Raw genomic sequence first — 21,217 nt, 5'->3', positions numbered from 1 at the left:
TGCCGAGTAGACAGCGATTTTCGTGCTGAAGCGGTGCGCAGGGGACCCGGCACCCACATCGTCTACAACGTAAGAGATAACCTGGTTCAACAGTGGTACGTTGGATCAGACGGCGACACAGTGCCCGCATCGGTGAAAGCTCCACCGACGCCAATCGTGCAGCAGCAGACGCCATCCGCTGGAGCGACTCAAGAGCTCGCCAACGCGCACACGTTTCACGTGATCGATGGGGGCACCATTCGACCTATTTACAATATCCCAATCGAGATGCTGGGATTGAATTCTCATGCACGCGAGAAAAGCGCATACGATTACGTCACCGACGCAAATCTCAGGGCCATGGTTGAATCTGCCACGGGCAGCAGCTCGCTGATACAACAGGTCACAGGCTCCGGGACCACGGCGTCGCGGGCCAACCCGCATCGGGCAAACTTGCTTTTCAGAGTTGTCTTCAAGGACGGCTCATATGTCGGCGTGATCGTTGATGTGAATCAGGCCAACGGAAAATCCGAACCCGGTAGCGAAAGAACCGCAGCGGGCCAATCGATTCCGAAGCAAGCCAGCGAACTTTCGGGTACCTGGACCAACAACGGGGGCGACAACCTGGCCCCGATGGTGGCACTCATGCAACGCCTTGGCGGCACTGTGAGCGACGCGGGGTCTGCGGGCGCAGGCGGCACAATCACTGCCATCGTGTGCGTGGCTCAGCACTGCACGGTAGCGCGTTCGGCGTCGTGATCGACCGTTGGCATGCATTCCAGGCGCTTACGACGACCGTTCGCTGGGCGGCTGGAGTGCTCGACATGACACAGGCAGCAAACCGGAAAAAACTGCGCTCAGGCTTCACCCAATGGCGCGCTGCAGGTTCGGCGCCACGCTGGAGCAGATCGATCGGCTCTCGGTGTCGTGACGCACGGCCAGTGCGCAAGGCGACATGGCGTGGCGACGGGATGCCGGAGTACCCCCTGATCGGCGGCAACCATTGGACAAGGCCACCGAAAAAGTAACCCCGGCCGCGTTTCCAGCAAACATGGCGACAACCGCCACCTGCGGGCGATCGAGCGCGCGGTCGCCCTGGCTGATCGCAGCGCTCTGGCAGCGGCCTAAATCGCCATGACTCCGCCATCGATAAACAACTCGTGCCCCGCGATGAAGCTGGACGCGTCCGAGGCCAGGAACAGTACCGCCTCGGCAATCTCTTCGGCGTCGCCCAGACGCCCGAACGGAATCATCTGCTTGAACGCGTCCTCGGCCCCTGCATTGGCTTCCAGGTAGGTCTGCATGGCCGGTGTGTGGACCATGCCGGGCGACACCACATTCACGCGGATGCCGCGGCTTTTCAGGTCGCTCGTCCAGGTGCGCGCGAACGAGCGGATGGCTGCCTTCGTGGCGCTGTAGACCGAAAGCGCGCCGATGCCCTTGCTGCCAGCCACAGAGCCGGCCAGGATCACGGCGCCGCCGCTGGCCATCAGCGGCAGCGCCTTCTGCACGGTGAAGACCGTGCCCTTGATGTTGGTCGCCAGCAGGCGTTCCAGGTGCGCAACGTCGATCTCGCCAAGCGCGGCCGACTCGGAAACCCCCGCGTTGGCAAAGACGACATCCAGCCGGCCGTGCTCCTGCTGGATGCGCGCATAGAGCCGGTCCATGTCCTCGTACACGCCGACATCGCCCTGCACGCCCACCGCGCCGCCGCCGATCTCCGCCACCGCAGCGTCCAACCGGTCCTGCCGCCGCCCCGTGACGTAGACCTGCGCGCCTTCGGCCGAAAACGCCTGCGCGGTCACCAGCCCGATGCCGTCCGTACCGCCAGTGACCACGACCACCTTGCCTTCGAATCGCTTGCCCATGGTGTTTCCCAGCAAGTGGAGGATTGCTCCACTTATTATATGGAGGTAGCCTCCACTTCCACAAGTCACGCCGGAAGAGCCCGTTGACCGCCGACACTCCCTTGCGCGCCGATGCCCAGCGAAACCGCGAGCGCCTGCTCGCCGCGGCCGAGGAGGTATTCCTGGAGCGCGGCGCCGAGGCGTCGATGGAAGACGTCGCCAAGCGCGCCGGTGTGGGCATCGGCACGCTGTATCGGCGCTTCCCCACACGCGAGTCGTTGTTTGCCGCGGCCTATAGCGGGCGCTTCCTGTCGCTGGCGGCTTCCAGTCACGCGCGCGCCAGTTCGCTCGACGCGCTGGCCGCGCTGCGCGCGTATCTGGAGGATCTGGCACTGCACACCAGTGTCTATCGTGGGCTGGCTGCGTCGCTCGGCGCCGTGCTGCAGAGCGGCACGCCAGGGTGCGAGGCCGTCAGCAAGGAAGGGCAGCAACGTTTGCGTAGCGCGCAGAACAGCGGCGTCGTCCGCTGCGATGTCTGCTTCGACGATCTCGTCGTCGTCGCCATCGCCACCTCGCTGGCCACCGAACAGCATGGCTCGCCGAAGACGCGCATCGCGCATCTGATCGGGCTGTTCGTCGACGGCATTGCAGCGCCAAGGGCGGCGTCGGCTGCATGAGGCGGCTGACACGATGACGTCCGGATTGCCCGATCGTTCGTGTCGGGTGGTGAGGGCTCGGAACCTACGCACGCGCGATCGTTGACAAGGGAGAACGATCGTTCTACCTTGGCGCCGTGGACAAGCCAACCAACGACACCCAACAGAAGATCCTGGCAACGGCTGAGGCGCTGATCTATCAGCATGGCATCCATGCCACCGGCATGGACCTGCTGGTGAAGACCTCAGGCGTGGCGCGGAAAAGCATCTACCGCCACTTCGACAACAAGGACGAGGTGGCCGCCGCTGCACTGAGCGCGCGCGACGTCCGTTGGCTCGAGTGGTTCAGGCGCGAATGCGACAAGGCCGACAGCCCCGAGGCGCGCATCCTGCGCATGTTCACGGTGGTCAAGGAATGGTTCCAGTCTGTCGGTTACCGCGGCTGTGCGTTCATCAACACCGCAGGCGAGGTCGGGGACCCCGACGATCCAATTCGCAAGATCGCCAAGCATCACAAACAGAAGTTGCTCGACTACACGCTGGAACTGACCGGGCAACTGGGTATTACGCAGCCGGCCGCACTGGCGCGCCAGCTGCTGCTTCTCATGGAAGGCGCAATCACCGTCTCGCGCGTGATGGGTGACGAAGACGCCGCAGACACCGCAAGGGATATCGCGCAGTTGTTGCTAAAGCAGGCCACCGGCTAGCGGCCTGACGCTCCGTCGCAAGCTCAAAACACCGATGTATCCACTTTGATTGGAGGCTGTGCCATGTCCAACGCTCACGCTCGCCCGCCGCTTCCCCCCTTCACCCGCGAATCGGCGATCGAAAAGGTACGACTCGCCGAAGACGGTTGGAATTCCCGCGATGCCGACAAAGTGTCGCTTGCCTATTCGCTCGACACCCAATGGCGAAACCGTACCGAGTTCACCAACGGTCGGGAAGAAGCGCGGCAGTTTCTTGCGCGCAAATGGAACAAGGAGCTTGAGTACCGCCTGATCAAGGAACTGTGGGCCGTTACCGAAAACCGTATTGCCGTGCGCTACGCCTACGAATGGCGCGACGATTCAGGCAACTGGTTCCGCTCCTACGGCAACGAGAACTGGGAATTCGGCGCCGATGGCCTGATGGAGCGCCGCTTCTCGTGCATCAACGACATGCCGATCAAGGAAAGCGACCGCAAGTTCCACTGGCCGCTGGGCCGTCGCCCGGACGATCATCCGGGGCTGTCTGATCTGGGTATGTAGAGGTTCTAGGCGACTGAGATGCAAGCCCTCGGCGGTGCTTCTGCACGGGGGCTTTTGTCTGGCCCCGGCTGCGTCATTGGCATGCAGGGGAGGTGGCAAGGAAACAGGGTCAAGTTCACTCAGAAAGTAAACCTGACTCCGTTTCCGCCCCGTTTCCGTAGTTGTACCTTATTCGGAGGACGACGCTGTGGCGGCTGCCGTCACCGACCTTCTAAAGGCAAGCAGGCGATCGACCAGCGCGTCCGCGTCATCGCCAACGCCGCTGGCCGCCTCCCACAGGCCCGGCTCCAATCTGGAAGGCTCCCACGTCGCCAACCGCAGCAGATCGTCGGCGAGCAGCTGGGTCTCATGCTCGTTCATCGGATGCGCGGCGCGATCGTGCTCCCCGGGCATCGTGACAATGTCGACCGCGCGGTTCATGCAGCCGTCTGTCATTCCCATTGCGCGGGCCCTGGAACTGATGTTGTTTCCATACGCATAAGCGTGTGCCAGGCGCTGGACGGCACTGAGCGCGCAGGTAGTGGCAACACCGGCCAGCGCGGCAATTCCGCTGTACTTTGCAAGTTGGTCTTTCTCGCTGATATAGCCCATGAATGCGACCATGGGTGGAGGAATCGAAGCGATACCAGTGAGAGCGGCGCCGATGCCGGCGACGGTCGAAACGTGGCCGGCAATCCGTTGCCCCGTCGTTCTGGTCGACGCTCTGCGCACCGGCTGTTGTGGTAGGCCTTGCAACTGTGCATCTATCCGTGCATCGGCATGTCGCGGCTCTGTGGCGCCGAGTTCGATCTCGGCACGACCTCTTTCCAGATCGATCTCTTCTCTTCTCGCCATCGGCGACAAGGACGGTAACACTGCGGGATGCATGAGACACCTCACCATGGATGGTCGAGGCCAATGTTCTCATCGAAACATCGCCGCGCCTCATCGCGCGCCGAAACGCACGCGCTTTCGACGAAGTCGCAAGAACAGAATCAGGTCCATTTAGAATTCAACCTGGACCCAGTTCCCTGGTTTGCACACTTGAACCTACCTAGCTTGCGCCGAGGACTCAGACTGAGCCAGCTAGGCCATCGATAGATACAAAACCATCATTGTAAATGCACCAGCCTGGCTGTCATGACCAAGAGGAAAGTGTCTCAACGATACGAGCAAATTCTTTTAACGTCATAATTTTAGGATACTCGACGTAGTACATCCGCTCATATATGTCGCGGCGCTCTTTCACATCAGTAAGGCGCCCCGCACTACTGGTATCGCAAAGTTTTTCCAGTTCCTCGAGATCAAACCGTTCCTTGCCGACGGCATCGGCGCGTACTAATGCTGACGCGATATCGGAAGCATGTAAGGCTTCATTGCGTTCCTTAAGCTTCTTATGGAGTTCGAGCGCCTCTGCGCCTTTCAAAGTCTTCATCGCTATTTTCCTGTCAATCAAATTAGCTCGCTATGAGCAGCTAGCGCGGCCGACCATGACTTGCCGTTATATTTTTCCAGCGCGGCTCGCGTATTCGCCGCGCGCTCGGGATCATCTATATTATTTGTCAGACGATCAATCAATTCATTGTCGATTATCTTATCAGCCAAATCACCGGTGACCGAGGCCTGCGGGGACGTTATCTTTTCATATAAATCAGCATCCTCTACACTCAACTCACCGCCCATGACGCTAGCAACCATGACCTTCTTACCATCCTCGGCTGTTCCGAATAGTCGATAGTTTCCCAAGCCCGGATCGGCGATGAACCTGTCTATCACACCCAGTCTATTGCTTCGTACGGCCACAAATCCACTTGAGACTACAGGGTAAGGAGGCCTAGGATCTTCACCTTCAGGTTTCCGTTGCAAAACTCCCGTCAAAGAATTCTCAAGGGGTGCATCGATATCGCACAATTCAACTTTTCGACCTGTTTCTTTGGCTAGTTCTATATAGCTGTCGATTTCGTACGCCCTTGCCAAGCGCTTGTCGACAACAATGCTAGCGATTGCACCGCTGCCCGTCCTTTGAGAGCGAAGCCCGTCTTCAAAATGGTCAGCAAGAAAACATGATTCGTTATGAACTTGCGCCGAGCTAAATATCTTGGCGCCGGCCTCCGACTTCGCAAGCGAACTCTTGAATACATCTGGATTGATGCAACCTTTCCCACCTGTCTTCTCCAGAGCTGCGGCGAGAGCTGGAATTTTTTTTGTGGCTATCCGCGTCTTACCCGTGGCAGTGTTTCCGCGCAACGCAAACAATGTCGGTTGGCAGCCATCGCGCTCAAGAGATTCTGCCAGGGTCAAGGCCGAAGATCGTGCTTCATCTAATAGCTTTTCGTGCAACTTACGGCGCTCCGGATGCCAGTTCTCCGGATTCGCCAGATACTCCCATCGCCCCGGACCAGAAGATGGGAGGTTGCCCAAACCATATAACTCATCGGTGCCTTTAAGCTGAGTAGCCTGTTGATGTGTCACCGCGGCGGTCGATGCACCTGCGATCGGCACCGAATGCGGCGGCGATGCATGAACATAAGCATGAGTGGTGTTGCTGCTCTTCGAACTAGCGGGTCTAGCTGGCAAATTATCAAGCTGGGTCTGGAATTTATACTCCGGCGCCGCTTGTGATGACTCAGCTTGGACGCCTTTGGATTCTGCGTCATCGAAAGGAACATGAGAAGTAAAAAGCCCGGCTGTGCCAGCAATGCCTATCTTGTCTTTCATGTTAAAAAATGTCCAGAGTCCAAGAAAATACAGTCCGACTGACTCTGCAACATTAGTCGCGATTCGAACCGCGACTCGCACACCCACGAACTACATGAGCAGCAAACGAACCTATGAAAAATGAAAAAAAACGGGGGTCAGGTTCGCTTACGAAATTCCTCTGCACCTAGGAAAATGGCTGCAACCCAGAAAGTTCTCGCCGCTGCGCCGGTTTCTTCTCTGCACGAGTGCGCTGCCGCAGCGTGGGCAGCTTGGAGTGGCAATGTTTGCAGAGGCAGTGGAATCAGCTGAACCAAAGACAGGCTCGATGCGCGCGGATATCGCCGTCGGCTGCGCTGTGGCTTGTTGCTGCACTGCTTGGATCATGTCCAACAACTGTTCGCCGCCGATCAATTCGATCGGTTTGCCTTCGGCAAAGCGCTCGGCGTCTTTCGTGTAAGTGCCGATGCAGGCGATCTTGACCGCGTGGGCCTGGTGATGGGCCAGCAGGCCGTACATTTCGCGCACGACGCTGACGCCAACCTGCTGACGCTTCCATTGTTTGCATTGCACGAGTATGCGGCGGCCGTCCTTGCGCAGAATCAGGTCGATGCCGCCGTCTGCACCGCCCAGGCCGGTTTGTTCGACGCTATAGCCTTGGCGGCGAAATGCTTCGCCTACCAATCGTTCGAATTGGCGCCAGCCGCCAGCGGCCAGGCTCTCCAGGGTGGTACGTGTGTCCAGAAAGCGTTGCCGGCTGCGTGAGCCCAGATAGGAGCACAGCGCGGCGAGCCAGCAGATGCCGAGCAGCATCCACGCCAATGGCGCGAACGCCCCACTCGACTGTTGGGCAAACCCTTGGGACAGCATCCCGCCATGGTGAGAGAACCACCAGCCGATGCCGTAGCGCACCCCAAGATACCCTACGATTCCCGCTACAAGGCCGAGCGGCCACGGCAACGCGGCCAACGCTTCAAACCCCCTCTGCTTCTTTCTGCGTCCCATGCAAGAACCCCCGTTCCAGGTTCGAACATAACCGCTGAAACGCGCGTTGTCAGTAAGGGGGCGATGCTATTGCGATCTGCACCCCATCAAGTGATTAGGATCGTGCACTTCAGCGCGGAAGGCTTACACGGGCCTCAATGCTTGAGTCCGCTAAAACTACGTCGGCAGTTGCATCGGCAGCCGCAAGCCGACTCTTGAACGGGTTGCGCGCGGATTGTTCTTGGATACGGCGATCAACATGACCAGATGCAATGCGGGCTAGTTGTCGCCAACTTGGCCATTGCTACGACGAGCGGAGTCTTTGGATCGTCGGTGGAGGCAGGTTTGAAGGTTCTCTGCCTTGAGATCAAGCGGGCAACATTCAGTTGCGGCAATTCGTTCCATCCAACCCCTTCCATTGAAGGGGAAGGGGCTGCCGGCCTGGAGTGATAGGCGAATACTTCGCCAGATCATCTCACTGCCGAAATCAGTTTGGTGGTGCAATCGTATAATCAGGCTGCTCACGGAAGAACTGAGCTGTAGATGTATAAAACATCATGTTCAGATTATCGTATTGACCTTTAACGATCCCATGCATCACTCCCGATGAGCTCACCACCGGTCCGCCGGAGTCGCCTGGACCTGTCAGGCCGCCGAAGTCCGGGGTGGCGGCATGCAGTCCTTGGAGTCCTGGGTCTGGGAAATTTGCAGGAATGCGCGCATCGGTCCAGTCGCACAACACGTCGGTGCTCATGCCGCTTGTGCAGAAGCGGTCAGTCGGAGGAGCGGGCGTGTGGCCATTGACCGCAATCGTATCGAGCCCGCCAGCGCGCGACCACAAAGAATTGCCCGCGAGAGCAGGACCTTGCCTACCGCACGCGGCTCGTAGGTCGAAACGATTGTGCAGTGAATTCCCGTTGATGGCGCTTCGCAGTGCCGGTAGTTATGCAGCACCGGTTCCACGCGAATCAATTCGAGATCTGAAACGCTCGATTTCCATGAGACATAGCCAAGATCTGCCCCATCTACGGACACTGTGCTGTTGTAGTCACCACAGTGACCTGCAGTCAGAACGAACCGGACCGCTCTCCGATAGGGCGTCAAGTTAGCAAGGACGCCTGTCTGCTTAAGCACAAGGCCGGCAGTGCAGCGGTTACCCAGGCTCATTGTCAGCACCGTACCGCCAACCACTGGCTGCCGGAGTCTGGCCTGATCGATGGCAAGCGCCGAGGCAGACGCAAGGAGCGCCAGGACACCAACGGCGATCAAAGAGCCGCGACGTGCACGTCCCATTTTCTTTTGAGACGTATCTGGACGCGCGAAGTAAATATTAATCATCTTTTCCTACGAGGTTATGGTGAAACAACTCAAGACATCGTAATTCCTCGGCAATTAACTATTTTTTTAGGGACGAAGCGCCGCCGCAGCAAACGAAGTAGATCGCTGCCGCGCTTTTGCGTGCAGCTGCGCATTGACCAAATCCGGAACTGCGCAAGATTTCAACATGCAGCTTGATCGGCTTCAGCGGTTGAGCAAGCCGTGCGCATCACAACAAGGCCAGATTCGATGACGCAGTCGCCGGCACAAAGGGGCTGGCCCTGGGAATCCTTGATCGCATGACCGAGCAGGCTTAAGCCACTCGGCCACACAATGCGCGTCCTCGCCAGGGGACGGGGACGCGCAGTTCGATTTACTTGATTTCCACCGCGCCCACATCGCACACCGCGGTATCACGCGCAACACCACGCTGGTCGATCGTGCGGCAGTTGCTGCCGAGATTGCGCACCGGGCTATTGGCCGCCGGCAATTGGGTAGGCGTGGGTCCGCCATTGGCGGCGGGTGCGCCCAGCAGCGGGTCGGTGGCGCGTGCCAGGCCGGTGGTGAGGCAGCTATGGAACAAGCCGCCCGCAGCGGAGTACTCGATCAGGTTGTTGCCGGTGCTGCTCTGGTCGCTGCAGAAGGCGCGCTCGGTCTTGGAGTAGAAGACGCTGTTGCGGATGTCGAAGCCGCTGCCGAACAACGTGGACCCGGGGGTGTTCTCGGCGAAAGTGACGTTGTTGAAGCGCACCGTGGTCTTGCCCTGGTCGCCATTGGACGGCTGCCAGCCTACATGCTGGATCGCCGCGCCCACACCTTTAGCGTAGTTGCCGTAGAAGGTGCTGTTGCTGACATTGCAGGACGGGCCGTAGCAGTCCATGTACAAGGCACCGGCATTGCTCTTTTCGGCGCGGTTGGAAATGAAGCTGGTTTCTTCGATGTTGATGATGCCCGGCGTGGTGATGGTGGTGCCGGAGTGCGTGGTGTCGCCGAAGCCCAGGCTGATGCGCGCACCGCCGGCCGGGCCGCCATAGGCGATGTTGTTGGCGAAGGTGGAGTAGCGCACGTCGATGGTGTCGGGCGCATACGCCCACAACGTGGCGCCGCCGCCGCTGTTGGCCGCGGTGTTGTTGCGCACCACCGTGCCGCACACCGAGAGCGTTGCGCCACCGGCAGCGGCGTTGAGGTAGCCGGCGAGCGAGGCGCCGTCGGTGTCGATCGCGCCGCTGTTACCGAACTGGTCGGCATCGGGGAAGCCGGCCGGCGCATTGATGGCCTGGTTACCGACAAATTCGGAATTGACGATGGTCAGACGGCTGAGCTGGGTGTAGAGCGCGCCGCCCAGCCACGAGGTGTTCCTGGAGAACGCGCTCTTGACGATGGTCACGTCGGTATCGCTGCCGGCAAAGATGGCACCGCCACCGATGCTGCTGCGGTTGCCCAGGAACTGGCTGTTGATCACTTCCAGCTTGCCGCGGTAGCTGACCTTGATCGCGCCACCGCCCCAGGTGCCGGGCGCGTACTGTGTATTGGATGCCGGCTGCACGGAGCTGCCGTTCTGCAGTTTGAGATTGCGTACCGACAGCGCATTGCCGTTCTGCACCTGGAAGATGCGCGCGGCCTGGCGGCCATCCAGGGTGATCTTGCCCTGACCATCGATCACCGTTGGCGTGCTGGCGCTGATGTTGATGGTCTGGTTGACGGCGATGCTGGCTGCACGGGTGCCGCAGTTGAAGGTGACATAGCCACCTTGCGCCACCGCAGTGGCGAGAGCGCTGGCGGTACAACTGGCGGCCGTACCGTTGCCGACCACCACGCCGGCATTGGAGTGCGCCCACGGCTGCGGCGTGGTGCATTGCGCCACCGATGGCACGGCGGCGATGGCCGCACTGGTGGTGACCAGCGCAAGAAGCCCCGCCGTCACGACGGTGGCGTGAAGTGTTGAACGCATGGTGATGTTCCTGCTTGAGAAAGGGATCGAAGGAGAGCCGGTTGCACGTACGCAACGTCAACGGATTTGATGACAGGTGTATTGCAAGCCGCAGCGTCGCGATCGAGGCGTGGCATGCGGCGCGATCACACGCATCGCGCTTCCAACCTAAGTTCCATCACACCACGCGTCGATGCGGCGCCATCGCGCGGGCGCACATCGCTTCGCGCATGCCGACTACGGCCAGTGCAGCGATCGACCGATGCTGCACTGCTGCATGCAACTGCCACGCTGCATGCAGTGCGTCGCCGCATCGCGCGTTACCATGCTGCACTCTCGATCCTGTTGCGATCCCGGCGATGCCCGATGCACCCCGTACCTACGATGGCACGCCGGCCAGCCGCTTCCAGCTGCCTGCCGGCCCGTGGGTCTCGGTCTTCGAGGCGCTGTGCGCGTGTTTTCCGGCGATCGCGGCCGAGCGTTGGCGCGACCGCTTCGCACGCGGCCTGGTGCGCGATGCCAACGACCAGGCCCTGGCGTTGTCAGCACCGTATCGCGTGGGTGCGGACGTCCGCTATTTCCGCGAGGTCGCCGATGAGCCGGTGATTCCTTATGTCGAGACCGTGGTGCATGCCGACGCGCAGTTGGTGATAGCCTGCAAGCCGCACTTCTTGCCGGTGGCACCCGCCGGTGCATACGTGCGCGAGACGCTGCTGACGCGACTGGTGCGGCGGCTGGACAATCCGGCGCTGGTGCCATTGCACCGCATCGATCGCGAAACCGCGGGGCTGGTGCTGTTCTCGGCCAACCCTGCCACGCGCGGGATCTATCAGGCCTTGTTTCGGCAACGGCGCATCCGTAAGCACTACCTGGCTGTGGCACCACCGCTGCCACAGCTGAGGTTTCCGCATGTGCACCGCAGCCTGTTGGAGCCGGGCGAGCCGTTCTTCCGCATGCACGAGGGCGTGGGCGAAGCGAACAGCGAGACGGTGATCGAGGTGGTCGCACGCAACGCAGACACCTGGACGTATCGGCTGGAGCCGGTGACCGGGCGCAAGCATCAACTGCGTGTGCACATGGCCGCGCTGGGCGCGCCGATCCTGCACGAGCGGTTTTATCCCGAGCTGGAAGCCCAGCGGCCCGATGACCCGGAACGCCCGCTGCAGCTGTTCGCGCGTACATTGGCGTTCGATGACCCGCTGACCGGTGAGCCGAGGCACTTCACCGCAACGGTGGGGCCGATGCACTCTGCCGCGGGCTGACCGAAGGAGCGGGACATGCACGTCGATCCGATGCGCGATGGTGTTGCGGTCTCCCGTAACCGGCGATCGACCAGCTTGTTGTGGGCGCTGCTCTGGCTTGCGCTGGCCGTGTTCGCCGGTGAGTTCGTGCGGCACGTGTATCTGAAGTATGCCGCAATGGATTCGCCGGCCTATGGCATGTTTCTGACTCGCCGCGGTTGGTTGTGGTGCCACCTCGGCGGTGGTGCGGTGGGCATTGCGCTTGGCACGTTGCAGTTCGCCACGCAACGCTGGCGCAGACAGGCGTGGGTGCATCGCTGGACTGGGCGGGCGTACGTCGCCGGCATGCTGGTGGCCATGCTTGGCGCCACTGGGCTGATTGCTACCTCGCCCGCGCCGACGACGATCCGCGTTGCCTTCGCAGCGACGGAAGTGGCATGGGCGGCGGTGGCATGTGTCGGCCTGCTGGCCATCGGCCGCGGGCAGCTCGACCGGCACCGGCGCTGGATGGTGCGGGCATATCTGGTGACGCTGGCGCCGGTGGTGTTTCGCATCGCGCTCTATGCAGCAGTTGGGGCCGGGGTGGTGCCTTCGCCCGGCACGATCGCCGCGCTGCTCTGGGCGAGCTGGGCGGTGCCGGTGCTGATCCACGTGGCGGCAACCCGCCGGGCACTGACCAGGCCCTGGCGCAGGCGCATCGCTGTGCCGCGCCAGGTGCCGCGGTCGTCATCGACGCGTGGCTGAAACCCGCTTCGGCACGCCTCAACGCACCTTGTACAACACCGCCGCACCCGGCCTGGGTTCGAACATCGGCACGGTCTGCTGTTTGAGCGCGGTGCCCTTGGCGTCCCACACCAGGGTGTCGGTGGGGTATTCGTCCTTGCGGGTCATGCTGTCGATCTGTTTGGCGATGACGGTGGATCCGGCTTTCACGTCCGGGTTCCAGGCGAACACGCCCAGGCGGCCGTAGAACACGGCCGGTGCTGCGGCGTCCAGGCGACGGTCGGGGCACATGACCAGGCCGCGTTCCAGCATCACGCGCAGCGCGCCGACCGGCACGGCCTTGACGGTGGGCGTGGTGCGTTCGGTGCTGTGGCCGGGGCAGACATTGGCCGAGCGGGTGAGCATGTCTTCGACCACCTGGCGGTCGGACTGGGCCAGCGCCGGCAGCGCGGCGGTGGACAGGGCAAGCATGGCAAGGGCGGATTTCCAGGGCATCTGACAACTCCTCATGAGGTGAGACTCCAACACTGCAGCCCATCCACGCGCGGGCTGCTGCCAGTGACGCGCCCGGATGCTAGCAACCGCTGCGTTAAGTGCTGCAAAGGCGGGCAGGCGCGGGCGACGCCGTGCAGGCGGTGCGCCGGCCCTGCACGCGTGCTCCATGCCGGGCCGCCGCGCCGCGCTGCATCACGCAACGGCCGCTGACGCGCCTGGCGGCTGTCAGGAGTCTCCCGATTGAGCGGCAGCAGCGGCCCGGTTAGCGTGCGCGCACGTACTCAGCTGGACAACCCATGGAACGCGCCGACCTCATCGCAGCAGTGCTTACCGGCATGCGGCGCGCCGAAGATTTTCGCGCGCAGGGCGCGCTCTACAGCACCGCGCACAGCGAGCAGATGCAGGTGGACCACGGCAAGGCGGCCGACGCCGAGCTGGTGCTGTCGATGTTTGCGTTCACCCCCGAACACCTCAAGTTGCTTGGCACCGCCGGCATCGAGAACCTGGGCGAAATCGTTTGCCACGCGTGGGCCTTGAACGGTGGCAATAACGAGGCATTGATCCGCTGGTTTCGTCAACCCATGAATGCCCTCGACGGCCAGACGCCTGCGGCGATGGTGCGTGGCGGGCGCATCCAGGTGCTGCTGCTGGTGCTGCGCCAGCAGGTGGAATGGGAATTGCCGCGCTCTGCCTGATGCCTGATGCCTGATCGACACCGCCGTGCATGCGGTCCGGCATGCGCGGTGCGGTTGCGGCGGGCGTTGCACGCGCGGGTAGCCGTGTGCAACGCGATGATCTCAGCCACTCACCGTTTCGGTCGCGCCACTGCGTACATCTCTGCGGCGATCTTCTTCATCAGCGCGTCGTTGTCGTCGCCCTCGGTGTAGAGATCGAAGTGGGTGCGGCCTTCCAGATAGCGGAAATCGCTCTTGGCGCCCAGGCCATCGAGCACCGCCTGGAATTTATGCGCCGCGCCATCCAGGTAGAACGTATCGGCGGTGCCGACGATCACATGGATCTTGCCGTCCAGGTCCGGCTTGAGCGTGGGCCATTGCGCGGCCACGCGTGCGGAAATGTCGTAGTGGGTACGCCAATAGGCCACCACGGCCGGGTCCACCTTGCCGGTGTCGCGGTCGAACATCGGCAGCGGGCGGCCGTCGGCGCCGCGCGGCGAAAAGACCCACTCGAACGAGGTGAGCTGGCCGCCGTACGGGCCGAGCACCCGTTCGAGCTTGGCGAAGGTTTCCAGATCGGCCAGCACCTTGCCGTGGTCGCGGATCAGCGGAAACTGGCTGCCGTCGGCGCGGCGGTAGACGTTGGCATTGGGCGCGTACAAATCCGGGCCGGTGAAGTCACGGAAATCGCTGGAATCCGGCGAGGTGGACCAGGTGCCGCCGAACAGTTTGGGGTAGCGCGTCTGCAACCACAGCGTGGCCCAGCCGCCGGACGAATGCCCGTTCAAGAAGCGGCCGCTGGCCTTGCCGTCCATCTTGTACTGACGCTCGAGCGCCGGAATCAGCTCTTCGGTCAGCGCGGTGCCCCACGGGCCGTTATTGACCGAATCGGCGAACTCGTGGGTACCGGTGGGCGTGGACTGATCCAGGAAGACCCAGATCATCGGCGGTATCTGCTTGGCCGCCATCAGGCTCCAGGTGGATGCAATGCTGCCGGCGAAGCGGTTGTAGTTACCGCCGAAGCCATGCGTGACATACACGGTGGGATAGCGCGTGGCGGCCTTGGCGTTGTAGTCGGGCGGCGTCAGCACACGGGCGCGCAGCGAGACCGGTCGGCCCCAGAACGCGCTGAGCGACGGACTCACCATCGAGGCATCGGCGCTATGCAGCCTGGCTTCGGGCACCGCCACGCGCACCGCCTGCGGCGCGCGTGGCGAGACCTGCCACGGATCGTCCGAGACCGGCACCTGCTTGCTCAAGGTCAGCGCCGGCAGCGGCTTGCTGTTGGCCAATGTCACGGCGGTGACCTCGCTCAGCAGATCGCCGCCATCGCGGCCGCTGTAGCCATAGCTGCCATCCGGGTCGAGCACGGCCTGGAACAGATAATCGCCGGCCGGCAGCGCAGAAAACCCGCGCGGGAAGGCGATGTTGTCCAGATCGATCTGGACGCTGCCGCCGGGTGCCAGCGCGGTGACCTCCTGCGCGGCGACCGCCACTGCGGTGGCGACGTCCCCCCAATTTTGAGTAGCACCTCAGTTTGGAGTCCAATTCCCTACCCCAAGGAGATTGGACGTGAAGAAGCGTTTTTCTGAAGAACAGATCATCGGCTTCCTGCGCGAAGCTGATGCCGGTGTGGCGATCAAGGATCTGTGCCGGCGGCATGGCTTCAGCGAGGCCTCGTATTACCTGTGGCGCAGCAAGTTCGGCGGAATGAGCGTGCCCGACGCCAAGCGGCTCAAGGATCTTGAGGCCGAGAACGCGCGGCTAAAGAAGTTGCTGGCCGAGCAGTTGTTCGAGAACGACCTGATCAAGGATGCGTTGCGAAAAAAGTGGTGAGCGCACCGGCGCGTCGTGCGCTGGTGCGCGAGTGGATCGGGCGTGGTGCCAGCGAGCGTCGCGCCTTGGCGGCGATCGGCATGAGCGCCAGCGCGCTGCGCTATTGCCCACGCCAAGACCGCAATGGCGAACTGCGCGAGCGCATTCTTGCGTTGGCGCATCGCCATCGCCGCTACGGCGTGGGGATGATCTATCTCAAGCTGCGACAGGAAGGACGCCTGGTGAACTACAAGCGCGTGGAGCGGTTGTATCGCGAGCAGCAGCTACAAGTGCGGCGCCGCAAGCGCAAGAAGGTGCCGGTTGGCGAGCGTCAGCCGCTGCTGCGGCCAGCGCAGGCCAACCAGGTGTGGTCGATGGACTTCGTGTTCGACCGCTCCGCCGACGGCCGAGTGATCAAGTGTCTGGTGATCGTGGACGACGCAACGCACGAAGCGGTCGCCATCGAGGTGGAACGCGCGATCTCCGGGCACGGCGTTGCGCGCGTGCTGGATCGGTTGGCACACAGTCGCGGTTTACCGAAGGTGATCCGCACCGACAACGGCAAGGAGTTTTGCGGCAAAGCGATGGTCGTCTGGGCACATGCCCGTGGTGTGCAACTACGGCTAATCCAACCCGGCAAGCCAAATCAAAACGCCTATGTTGAATCGTTCAACGGCCGACTACGCGACGAATGCCTCAACGAGCACTGGTTCCCGACGTTGCTGCACGCGCGCACCGAGATCGAACGCTGGCGACGCGAATACAACGAGGACCGACCGAAGAAAGCAATTGGCGGCATGACGCCGTCCGCTTATGCCCAACATCTGGCAAACACCGATATCATCAACCCCGGACTCTAAACCCGACCGCTACTCAGGGCGGGGGGACGTCGCATCCAATCCAGGTATTTTACGCGCTCAGGTTGGGGTCGCTTGCGGCGCAAGAGTGGCTAGAGTTGCATGTGTTCAAGGCGTTTGTGGTGAGGGCGGACTAGCTCAGCGCAGCTGATACAGCACAGATACCATGCAGTTAGATCGACTGTCTGAACTGCTGAGGCAACCGGATATCCAGGTCACGTCGAATTTGCGAGTGGAGCTTAAGACATCGATAGGCAAGCAGCAGACAGGCGTCAGATAAGTTATATGACGATATTTGTAGTTAGAAGTTCATGCATCGCTGCGACCCGGTAGAAAGCGACCTATGGACGCTTGTCTACTGGTAGAGTGGCGAACTGATAATTCCTACTTCTTCCCTGTGCCACTCGGTGCAGACAACGTCGTCGATGCCGGCAGTCAGCTTCCGGTGCACTTGTCCGACAGCCCAACGCTTGATCGCGTGGGCTAATTGCTGGCAATGCCGATATGACGGTCCAGACTCGTCGAGCGCTATGTTGACGGGCCCGGAGCACGTCAACAATACAAGTTGATTTTGATTATGTTTCTTGCGCTTGCAATCATATGCAACTAACCAGTTCGCCGCGCTTATCGCAATCCGAGTGCGCCATGACTTGGTTGATCTATCGAGCGTGATGCTTCCTGTGCGGGGGGCTGTACAGCTTGCTGGTTTGCGGTTTCCAGCTTCTGCAGGTTCTCTGCCAACGGCTGCTTGACGGCCTCACCTTTGTCGACATGGGTGCGCAGGAGGTCCATGTCATTTCCTGGATTCTTATAAGTTGCGAAGACATTGCCATTGGTTTGGCTTGGAACGACTTCTTGGATCTCGGGCAGAGGCGGACGATTAAGTTTTGCCTGGACAGCCAGGGCGCCGGCAATCCGCTCCTTGTCTTGCTGATTGGTGTAAACACCAGCATCTGGACCCAGCTTGTCGAGTCCAGCAAGAGCCTGTTTGAACAATGGATCATCACGCAGCCGGGCTTCTTGTTGCGGATCGAGAGGTGCTCCACCTGCACTAAAGGCACGTCCTGAATTACCTAGACCTGGTACCGCGGGCTGGACCGACTCGTCCAGCTGTCGCCCCGATGCAGGCGCCCAATGTCCTAAGACTCCGTCGTTTTTCGGTTCCTGAAGACCCACGTCCCGCAGAACGCTATCAGCGAGTGTGTTTGAGTTTTGCAGCAGGGGATCGTAGGGATATTTGTCATCCTTACTCCTGGCATTAGCGACCATGCGGCCCCACGTTCCGGACAAGTCCGCGCCATTTGCAATCTCTTCCCGATACTGCTTTTGGCCAATTGCATTCGGATTGTCCCGATGATCAGGGTTGTTTCGGTCATAGGGGAGGTTGGTCTCAACGTGCATCCGTCCGTACGGCAATCCAGGTCGCTCATCGCCAGTCCAGCCGCTAATAGTGCGCTGGTTGCCCTCCTTGTCCGTGTAGAGAAGGAACTTGTGGTGGTATTCCTTGCCGAGAGCAGCCCCGATATTCCGGTACCCGACTTCGATCTTCTCATCCATGACATGCTCCTGTGGCTTACTGATTCTTGATATGAACGGCTTCGACGTGTGTCACCTTGCCGTCGGCATCCAAAGAAAAAGTCATCACTACGGAACGTGCATCGGGATCCAACATCGCTTGTCCCTTGTTGTCCCTGACGACAATCTTGCTTTCGGTGTCTTCAACGACCTTCGAGGTTGGAGATTTACCGAAGGTCTCTAGCACCGACGCCTTTGTAGTGCCCAACGGTATGTATTTCGTAACGATATTGCTCACATCGATCTGCTCGAATCGAACGGGTTTTTGGGAAGCATAAATCTCGTCAAACATTGGGCTGGCTCCTGTCATCGAGGGGTCTTCCTGTGTCGAAGTAGTGCGCGCATTGTCCGCATTGGCGCAGGACGAAAGTGGAAGTACCGCAACCCCGACAAGTGCAAGTGTTGCGGCCAAGCCCTTCGACATGATGCGTGGCATGGCGATCTCCTGATGCGACTAATCACGTGATTCGAATATCCGCGAGATACTGTCCTTCTCGGCCAAGCTCGAAAACCGAGTAGCGTTCAGGCGGACGGCTGCCAGCTTACTACAAGCTCTCAAGAGCCGATAGTCGTTGAGCGGATTGTCAATGGGCTTTGCGCTGACGCTTCTGGGCCAAGCCCAGCATGGATCGGTGAGTAAGAGCAATCCATGAGTCATCAATAGACGCTCAGACTTCAGTAGCGGCCCTGACGTACCGAGTCGCTCACTAAGTGACGGATCCGTTCTGTCTCAGTTGTTTTCTAGCTCGATCGACCGAACCCGGTTTGCTCTCCTCTGAAAATCAAAACTGCATCACGTAACGAAATCGCTGAGACGATTTGTCGGGTTGGCATGTTGCAGAAACTCAAAATCGCTGCACCAGAAAGTAATCGATTAAACATCGATGGAGATCTGGAATTACCTTCAACGCCGTATCTAATCGTCAAAAGCGCAAGCGATTATCTGCTGTTTGAGATGTTCGCAAATGGCACTGCGTGCTCTTTCAAAGCGCAGTACATCGCACTACAAACCGTGGCCGCTGATCGTCCTTGCACCATAAACTCACACTCAGGAGTGATCAAAATGATCCAGAAAAAAAACCGTCGTTGTGCGCTTGCGGCATGCAGCCTCTCGCTTGTGGCGATGGTGCTGTGTATGAGCGCAGCTGTTGCCGCAGCGGTGCCCGGGAAGGACACCGTCACGTTGCGCCATGTCTTCGCCACGCTGCAGAACGGTCAGCAGGATCAGAAGCCCGAAGATGTTGCGGCGTGTCGCAAGCAGGTTGCCGAGCCGACGTCCAAATACCTGGGAGTGGCGGTCACCACCACCTATTCCATCGATGTGCAGTCGAAGATGATGACCGCTTCGGCGTCGCTGCCATCGCCTGTTGCCACGCAGCCGTTGATGCTCACGGTGCCGCTGTCGCCGTTGGGGTTGTCCGGCGACTATGCGTTTGGTGCATTCCGGCCGAGCGCACTGCCCAACACCTATGTGCTGTTCTCGGTCGGGCTGAATTTCAAGGACCCCAAGTCGTCCGTGCTCGTGCTCAACAGCGACAAGCGCTACAACTGCCTGGTCACCAGCGATCCGGCGCCCTTCCAGGGAGCCTTGAGCAGCCAGCTTGGAAAGGACCAGGGGCGTTGATGTTGCAGCATCCCAGTCGCCGCCGGACGGGCCAGCCGACCAGGGCTTCAGCGCGTTCGACCAATCGCTAAGCGGCCGCGTCCCCGGAGCAGGATGTGCTCAGCACAGGACGCTGGCGATGGGCGAGCGGTGGCGTTGTCCGGGACGCCGTATCCGAGCAACCAGCCCTCAGCGATACGGCCCCGGCCCACGCCAGACCGGTTCGCCCTGGCGGTAAACCTCCATCATGTTGATGACTTCGCGGGCGTCGCCGATGGACTTCAGTTCGGGCGAATCCGGCGGCAGCAGGCGGCATTTGCTGGAGCCGCGCTTGAGCGCGACATCCAGCGGGCAGATCATGCGTTGCTGGGTGCCGGGCAGGATGATGGCGATTTCCTGCATGCCTTGTTCTTTCCAGGCGCGCAGCTGGGTTTCGCTGCGCACGTCGTAATAGACCTGGAAGCCGCCGATATCCAGGCTGGGCTGGGCGTTGTTGCGGTCGTTGCGGCGGCCCTGGCTGATGGTGGGGGTGTTGGCCATGCCGTCTTCGGCGCCGTCGGCCGGTTCGTCCAGCATGCCGGGCGGCCTGCCGGTCCAGGTGTCCGGGCGGCGCTGTGCGGATGCCGCCGGCGGAGCGGGCGGTTGCGGCGGGGTGGGGCCTTGCTGGCGACGCGGCTGGCGGCGTTCGGCCAGGCTGCCTTGCGCGGTATCGCCCTGCGGCGGCACCGGATTTTTGGCCTGCTGCACCAGCGTGGACTGCACCGGCGAGGCCGCCGGTGGCGGCTGCACGGGCGTGGATGTCGGTGGCACCGGGGTGGGCGAGGGCACCGGCTGATCGGGCTGGGAGGTGTCGCCGACAAAATCCACCTTGATGCGTCCACCGCTGGCCGAGCCCTGCGGCGGGGTCATGGTGGGGGTGGAGGCCGACAGCAGGATCAGCAACATCAGCACGTGCAGCAGCGCGCTGATCAGCGCGGCAATCCACGGTTCGATGCGTTCGATCAGCGGCTCGGTGCGGGGCAGCCAGTCGCTGGCATCCAGATGGACGTGCAGCACCTGCAGGGCGCCCTCGCGCACGCGGTAGACCAGCACGTACGGGGTCTGCTTGACCACCCATTCGCGGGTGCCGGGCACGCGGCCAGCGCGGCCACGGCCGGGTTGCTCGGCCAGGGTGCGGGTGGCTTCCAGCACCTGCCGCGCCATCGCGGCAGCGGCGGTCGGGTTGAGCGCGTGGTAGTGATCCTGGGCGTGTGCAAGCTGCGTGGCGGCCGGGACGGTCCAGTCACGCCGTAACATCAACGCCCCATCTGGCGAACAGTGCGCTCACCTGTGCCGGAGCCGTCAACGCGCCCTGATCTGCAGCGGCAATGCCGTCCTGCACCGCGGCCTGGAAGCTGGCGTCGGCCACGACGCGGACCACGTCACTCCATCCAGCCGTCTCGGGCAGCGTGTCGATCAGCATGTGGGCGTCTTGCTTGATGGCGGACATGGCACGGCGGTGGGGGAGCACTGCGCAAGTCTACCCGCGCCGCTCCTGTTCGCGTGTGGCAGGCGCCGGCGTCCGCGCGCGGCGTTCACCGGGCAGGCGGCAAGCGCCT

At 61.4% G+C, this 21,217-nt stretch carries 22 protein-coding genes and 1 pseudogene; 9 read left to right on the top strand and 14 right to left on the bottom strand.

Going from position 1 to position 21,217, the window contains the following annotated elements; all coding sequences use genetic code 11:
• Window positions 1–219 precede the first annotated feature (219 nt).
• Window positions 220–738: a hypothetical protein gene (locus ACCQ15_RS21390; protein ID WP_029820574.1), complete on the top strand. Its 519-nt coding sequence runs from the start codon at window positions 220–222 to the stop codon at window positions 736–738.
• 365 nt (window positions 739–1,103) lie between these two features.
• Here ACCQ15_RS21390 and ACCQ15_RS21385 read toward each other — a convergent pair whose 3' ends face one another.
• Window positions 1,104–1,847 (bottom strand): glucose 1-dehydrogenase, encoded by a 744-nt coding sequence (locus ACCQ15_RS21385; RefSeq protein WP_041469931.1) that lies wholly within the window; start codon window positions 1,845–1,847, stop codon window positions 1,104–1,106.
• An 83-nt stretch (window positions 1,848–1,930) separates the two neighbouring features.
• Here ACCQ15_RS21385 and ACCQ15_RS21380 point away from each other — a divergent pair, with 83 nt between their 5' ends.
• The 3 genes from ACCQ15_RS21380 to ACCQ15_RS21370 all read left to right on the top strand — a co-directional run bounded on the left by ACCQ15_RS21380 (window position 1,931) and on the right by ACCQ15_RS21370 (window position 3,729).
• The gene (locus ACCQ15_RS21380; RefSeq protein WP_041469930.1) at window positions 1,931–2,503 is read left to right on the top strand and encodes a TetR/AcrR family transcriptional regulator; all 573 of its coding nucleotides are present in this window, start codon (window positions 1,931–1,933) and stop codon (window positions 2,501–2,503) included.
• Window positions 2,504–2,619: 116 nt separating this feature from the next.
• Complete coding sequence (locus ACCQ15_RS21375; protein ID WP_372381055.1) at window positions 2,620–3,189, top strand: TetR/AcrR family transcriptional regulator; 570 nt, start codon at window positions 2,620–2,622, stop codon at window positions 3,187–3,189.
• Window positions 3,190–3,252: 63 nt separating this feature from the next.
• Window positions 3,253–3,729, top strand: coding sequence for a nuclear transport factor 2 family protein (locus ACCQ15_RS21370; protein WP_031425210.1), 477 nt, complete (start codon window positions 3,253–3,255; stop codon window positions 3,727–3,729).
• A 168-nt stretch (window positions 3,730–3,897) separates the two neighbouring features.
• On the opposite strand, the gene xopAV is transcribed toward ACCQ15_RS21370, so the two are convergent.
• From xopAV to ACCQ15_RS21335, 7 genes are all read right to left on the bottom strand, one after another.
• On the bottom strand, window positions 3,898–4,596 hold the full coding sequence (xopAV, locus tag ACCQ15_RS21365; RefSeq protein WP_372363640.1) for a type III secretion system effector XopAV: 699 nt from the start codon (window positions 4,594–4,596) through the stop codon (window positions 3,898–3,900).
• A 250-nt stretch (window positions 4,597–4,846) separates the two neighbouring features.
• Entirely contained in the window at window positions 4,847–5,143 is a 297-nt protein-coding gene (locus tag ACCQ15_RS21360) for a hypothetical protein (protein WP_071117661.1), read from the bottom strand.
• A gap of 17 nt (window positions 5,144–5,160) precedes the next feature.
• Complete coding sequence (xopAJ, locus tag ACCQ15_RS21355) at window positions 5,161–6,513, bottom strand: zeta toxin family type III secretion system effector XopAJ/AvrRxo1 (RefSeq protein ID WP_372381054.1); 1,353 nt, start codon at window positions 6,511–6,513, stop codon at window positions 5,161–5,163.
• A gap of 60 nt (window positions 6,514–6,573) precedes the next feature.
• Window positions 6,574–7,410 (bottom strand): restriction endonuclease, encoded by an 837-nt coding sequence (locus tag ACCQ15_RS21350; RefSeq protein WP_029820580.1) that lies wholly within the window; start codon window positions 7,408–7,410, stop codon window positions 6,574–6,576.
• A 466-nt stretch (window positions 7,411–7,876) separates the two neighbouring features.
• Window positions 7,877–8,143, bottom strand: a complete 267-nt coding sequence (locus tag ACCQ15_RS21345) for a hypothetical protein (protein ID WP_011349164.1) — start codon at window positions 8,141–8,143, stop codon at window positions 7,877–7,879.
• Complete coding sequence (locus tag ACCQ15_RS21340; RefSeq protein ID WP_372381053.1) at window positions 8,140–8,727, bottom strand: chymotrypsin family serine protease; 588 nt, start codon at window positions 8,725–8,727, stop codon at window positions 8,140–8,142. The genes ACCQ15_RS21345 and ACCQ15_RS21340 overlap by 4 nt, the downstream gene beginning before the upstream one ends.
• A gap of 352 nt (window positions 8,728–9,079) precedes the next feature.
• Window positions 9,080–10,630 carry a choice-of-anchor Q domain-containing protein gene (locus ACCQ15_RS21335; RefSeq protein WP_218533005.1) on the bottom strand — a complete coding sequence of 517 codons (1,551 nt, stop codon included), beginning with the start codon at window positions 10,628–10,630 and terminating at the stop codon, window positions 9,080–9,082.
• A gap of 365 nt (window positions 10,631–10,995) precedes the next feature.
• Between ACCQ15_RS21335 and ACCQ15_RS21330 the strand changes: the two genes are divergently transcribed.
• Both ACCQ15_RS21330 and ACCQ15_RS21325 read left to right on the top strand, forming a co-directional pair.
• Window positions 10,996–11,898 (top strand): pseudouridine synthase, encoded by a 903-nt coding sequence (locus ACCQ15_RS21330; RefSeq protein ID WP_372381052.1) that lies wholly within the window; start codon window positions 10,996–10,998, stop codon window positions 11,896–11,898.
• A gap of 30 nt (window positions 11,899–11,928) precedes the next feature.
• Window positions 11,929–12,621 (top strand): DUF2306 domain-containing protein, encoded by a 693-nt coding sequence (locus tag ACCQ15_RS21325; protein ID WP_051370158.1) that lies wholly within the window; start codon window positions 11,929–11,931, stop codon window positions 12,619–12,621.
• A gap of 18 nt (window positions 12,622–12,639) precedes the next feature.
• Here ACCQ15_RS21325 and ACCQ15_RS21320 read toward each other — a convergent pair whose 3' ends face one another.
• Window positions 12,640–13,071 carry a hypothetical protein gene (locus ACCQ15_RS21320; RefSeq protein ID WP_029820583.1) on the bottom strand — a complete coding sequence of 144 codons (432 nt, stop codon included), beginning with the start codon at window positions 13,069–13,071 and terminating at the stop codon, window positions 12,640–12,642.
• 320 nt (window positions 13,072–13,391) lie between these two features.
• Here ACCQ15_RS21320 and ACCQ15_RS21315 point away from each other — a divergent pair, with 320 nt between their 5' ends.
• Entirely contained in the window at window positions 13,392–13,790 is a 399-nt protein-coding gene (locus ACCQ15_RS21315; RefSeq protein WP_008574610.1) for an antitoxin Xre/MbcA/ParS toxin-binding domain-containing protein, read from the top strand.
• 110 nt (window positions 13,791–13,900) lie between these two features.
• On the opposite strand, the pseudogene ACCQ15_RS21310 reads toward ACCQ15_RS21315, so the two are convergent.
• A pseudogene (locus ACCQ15_RS21310) lies at window positions 13,901–15,271 on the bottom strand (alpha/beta hydrolase); the annotation flags it as partial.
• Between the two features lie 70 nt (window positions 15,272–15,341).
• Here ACCQ15_RS21310 and ACCQ15_RS21305 point away from each other — a divergent pair.
• Window positions 15,342–16,444 (top strand): IS3 family transposase gene (locus tag ACCQ15_RS21305; protein ID WP_372166127.1). Its coding sequence is split into 2 segments (ribosomal slippage): window positions 15,342–15,600 and window positions 15,600–16,444, totalling 1,104 coding nucleotides; the frame shifts between segments, so codons are not numbered across the junction.
• A gap of 621 nt (window positions 16,445–17,065) precedes the next feature.
• Here the strand turns inward: ACCQ15_RS21305 and ACCQ15_RS21300 are convergent.
• Window positions 17,066–17,998 (bottom strand): XVIPCD domain-containing protein, encoded by a 933-nt coding sequence (locus ACCQ15_RS21300; RefSeq protein ID WP_011349157.1) that lies wholly within the window; start codon window positions 17,996–17,998, stop codon window positions 17,066–17,068.
• 16 nt (window positions 17,999–18,014) lie between these two features.
• Entirely contained in the window at window positions 18,015–18,452 is a 438-nt protein-coding gene (locus ACCQ15_RS21295) for a DUF6393 family protein (RefSeq protein WP_228729415.1), read from the bottom strand.
• Window positions 18,453–19,079: 627 nt separating this feature from the next.
• Here ACCQ15_RS21295 and ACCQ15_RS21290 point away from each other — a divergent pair.
• Complete coding sequence (locus ACCQ15_RS21290) at window positions 19,080–19,640, top strand: hypothetical protein (RefSeq protein WP_372381596.1); 561 nt, start codon at window positions 19,080–19,082, stop codon at window positions 19,638–19,640.
• Window positions 19,641–19,808: 168 nt separating this feature from the next.
• Here ACCQ15_RS21290 and ACCQ15_RS21285 read toward each other — a convergent pair whose 3' ends face one another.
• Both ACCQ15_RS21285 and ACCQ15_RS21280 read right to left on the bottom strand, forming a co-directional pair.
• Window positions 19,809–20,915, bottom strand: a complete 1,107-nt coding sequence (locus ACCQ15_RS21285) for a type II toxin-antitoxin system RelE/ParE family toxin (RefSeq protein ID WP_372173950.1) — start codon at window positions 20,913–20,915, stop codon at window positions 19,809–19,811.
• Window positions 20,902–21,108 carry a hypothetical protein gene (locus ACCQ15_RS21280; RefSeq protein ID WP_029820588.1) on the bottom strand — a complete coding sequence of 69 codons (207 nt, stop codon included), beginning with the start codon at window positions 21,106–21,108 and terminating at the stop codon, window positions 20,902–20,904. The genes ACCQ15_RS21285 and ACCQ15_RS21280 overlap by 14 nt, the downstream gene beginning before the upstream one ends.
• Window positions 21,109–21,217: the final 109 nt, after the last annotated feature.

Source organism: Xanthomonas sp. NCPPB 1754, assembly GCF_041475725.2.
Lineage (GTDB): Bacteria > Pseudomonadota > Gammaproteobacteria > Xanthomonadales > Xanthomonadaceae > Xanthomonas > Xanthomonas euvesicatoria.
The sequence above is the reverse complement of the archived record's forward strand: the minus strand, read 5'-3'. Positions and strand labels throughout refer to the sequence as shown.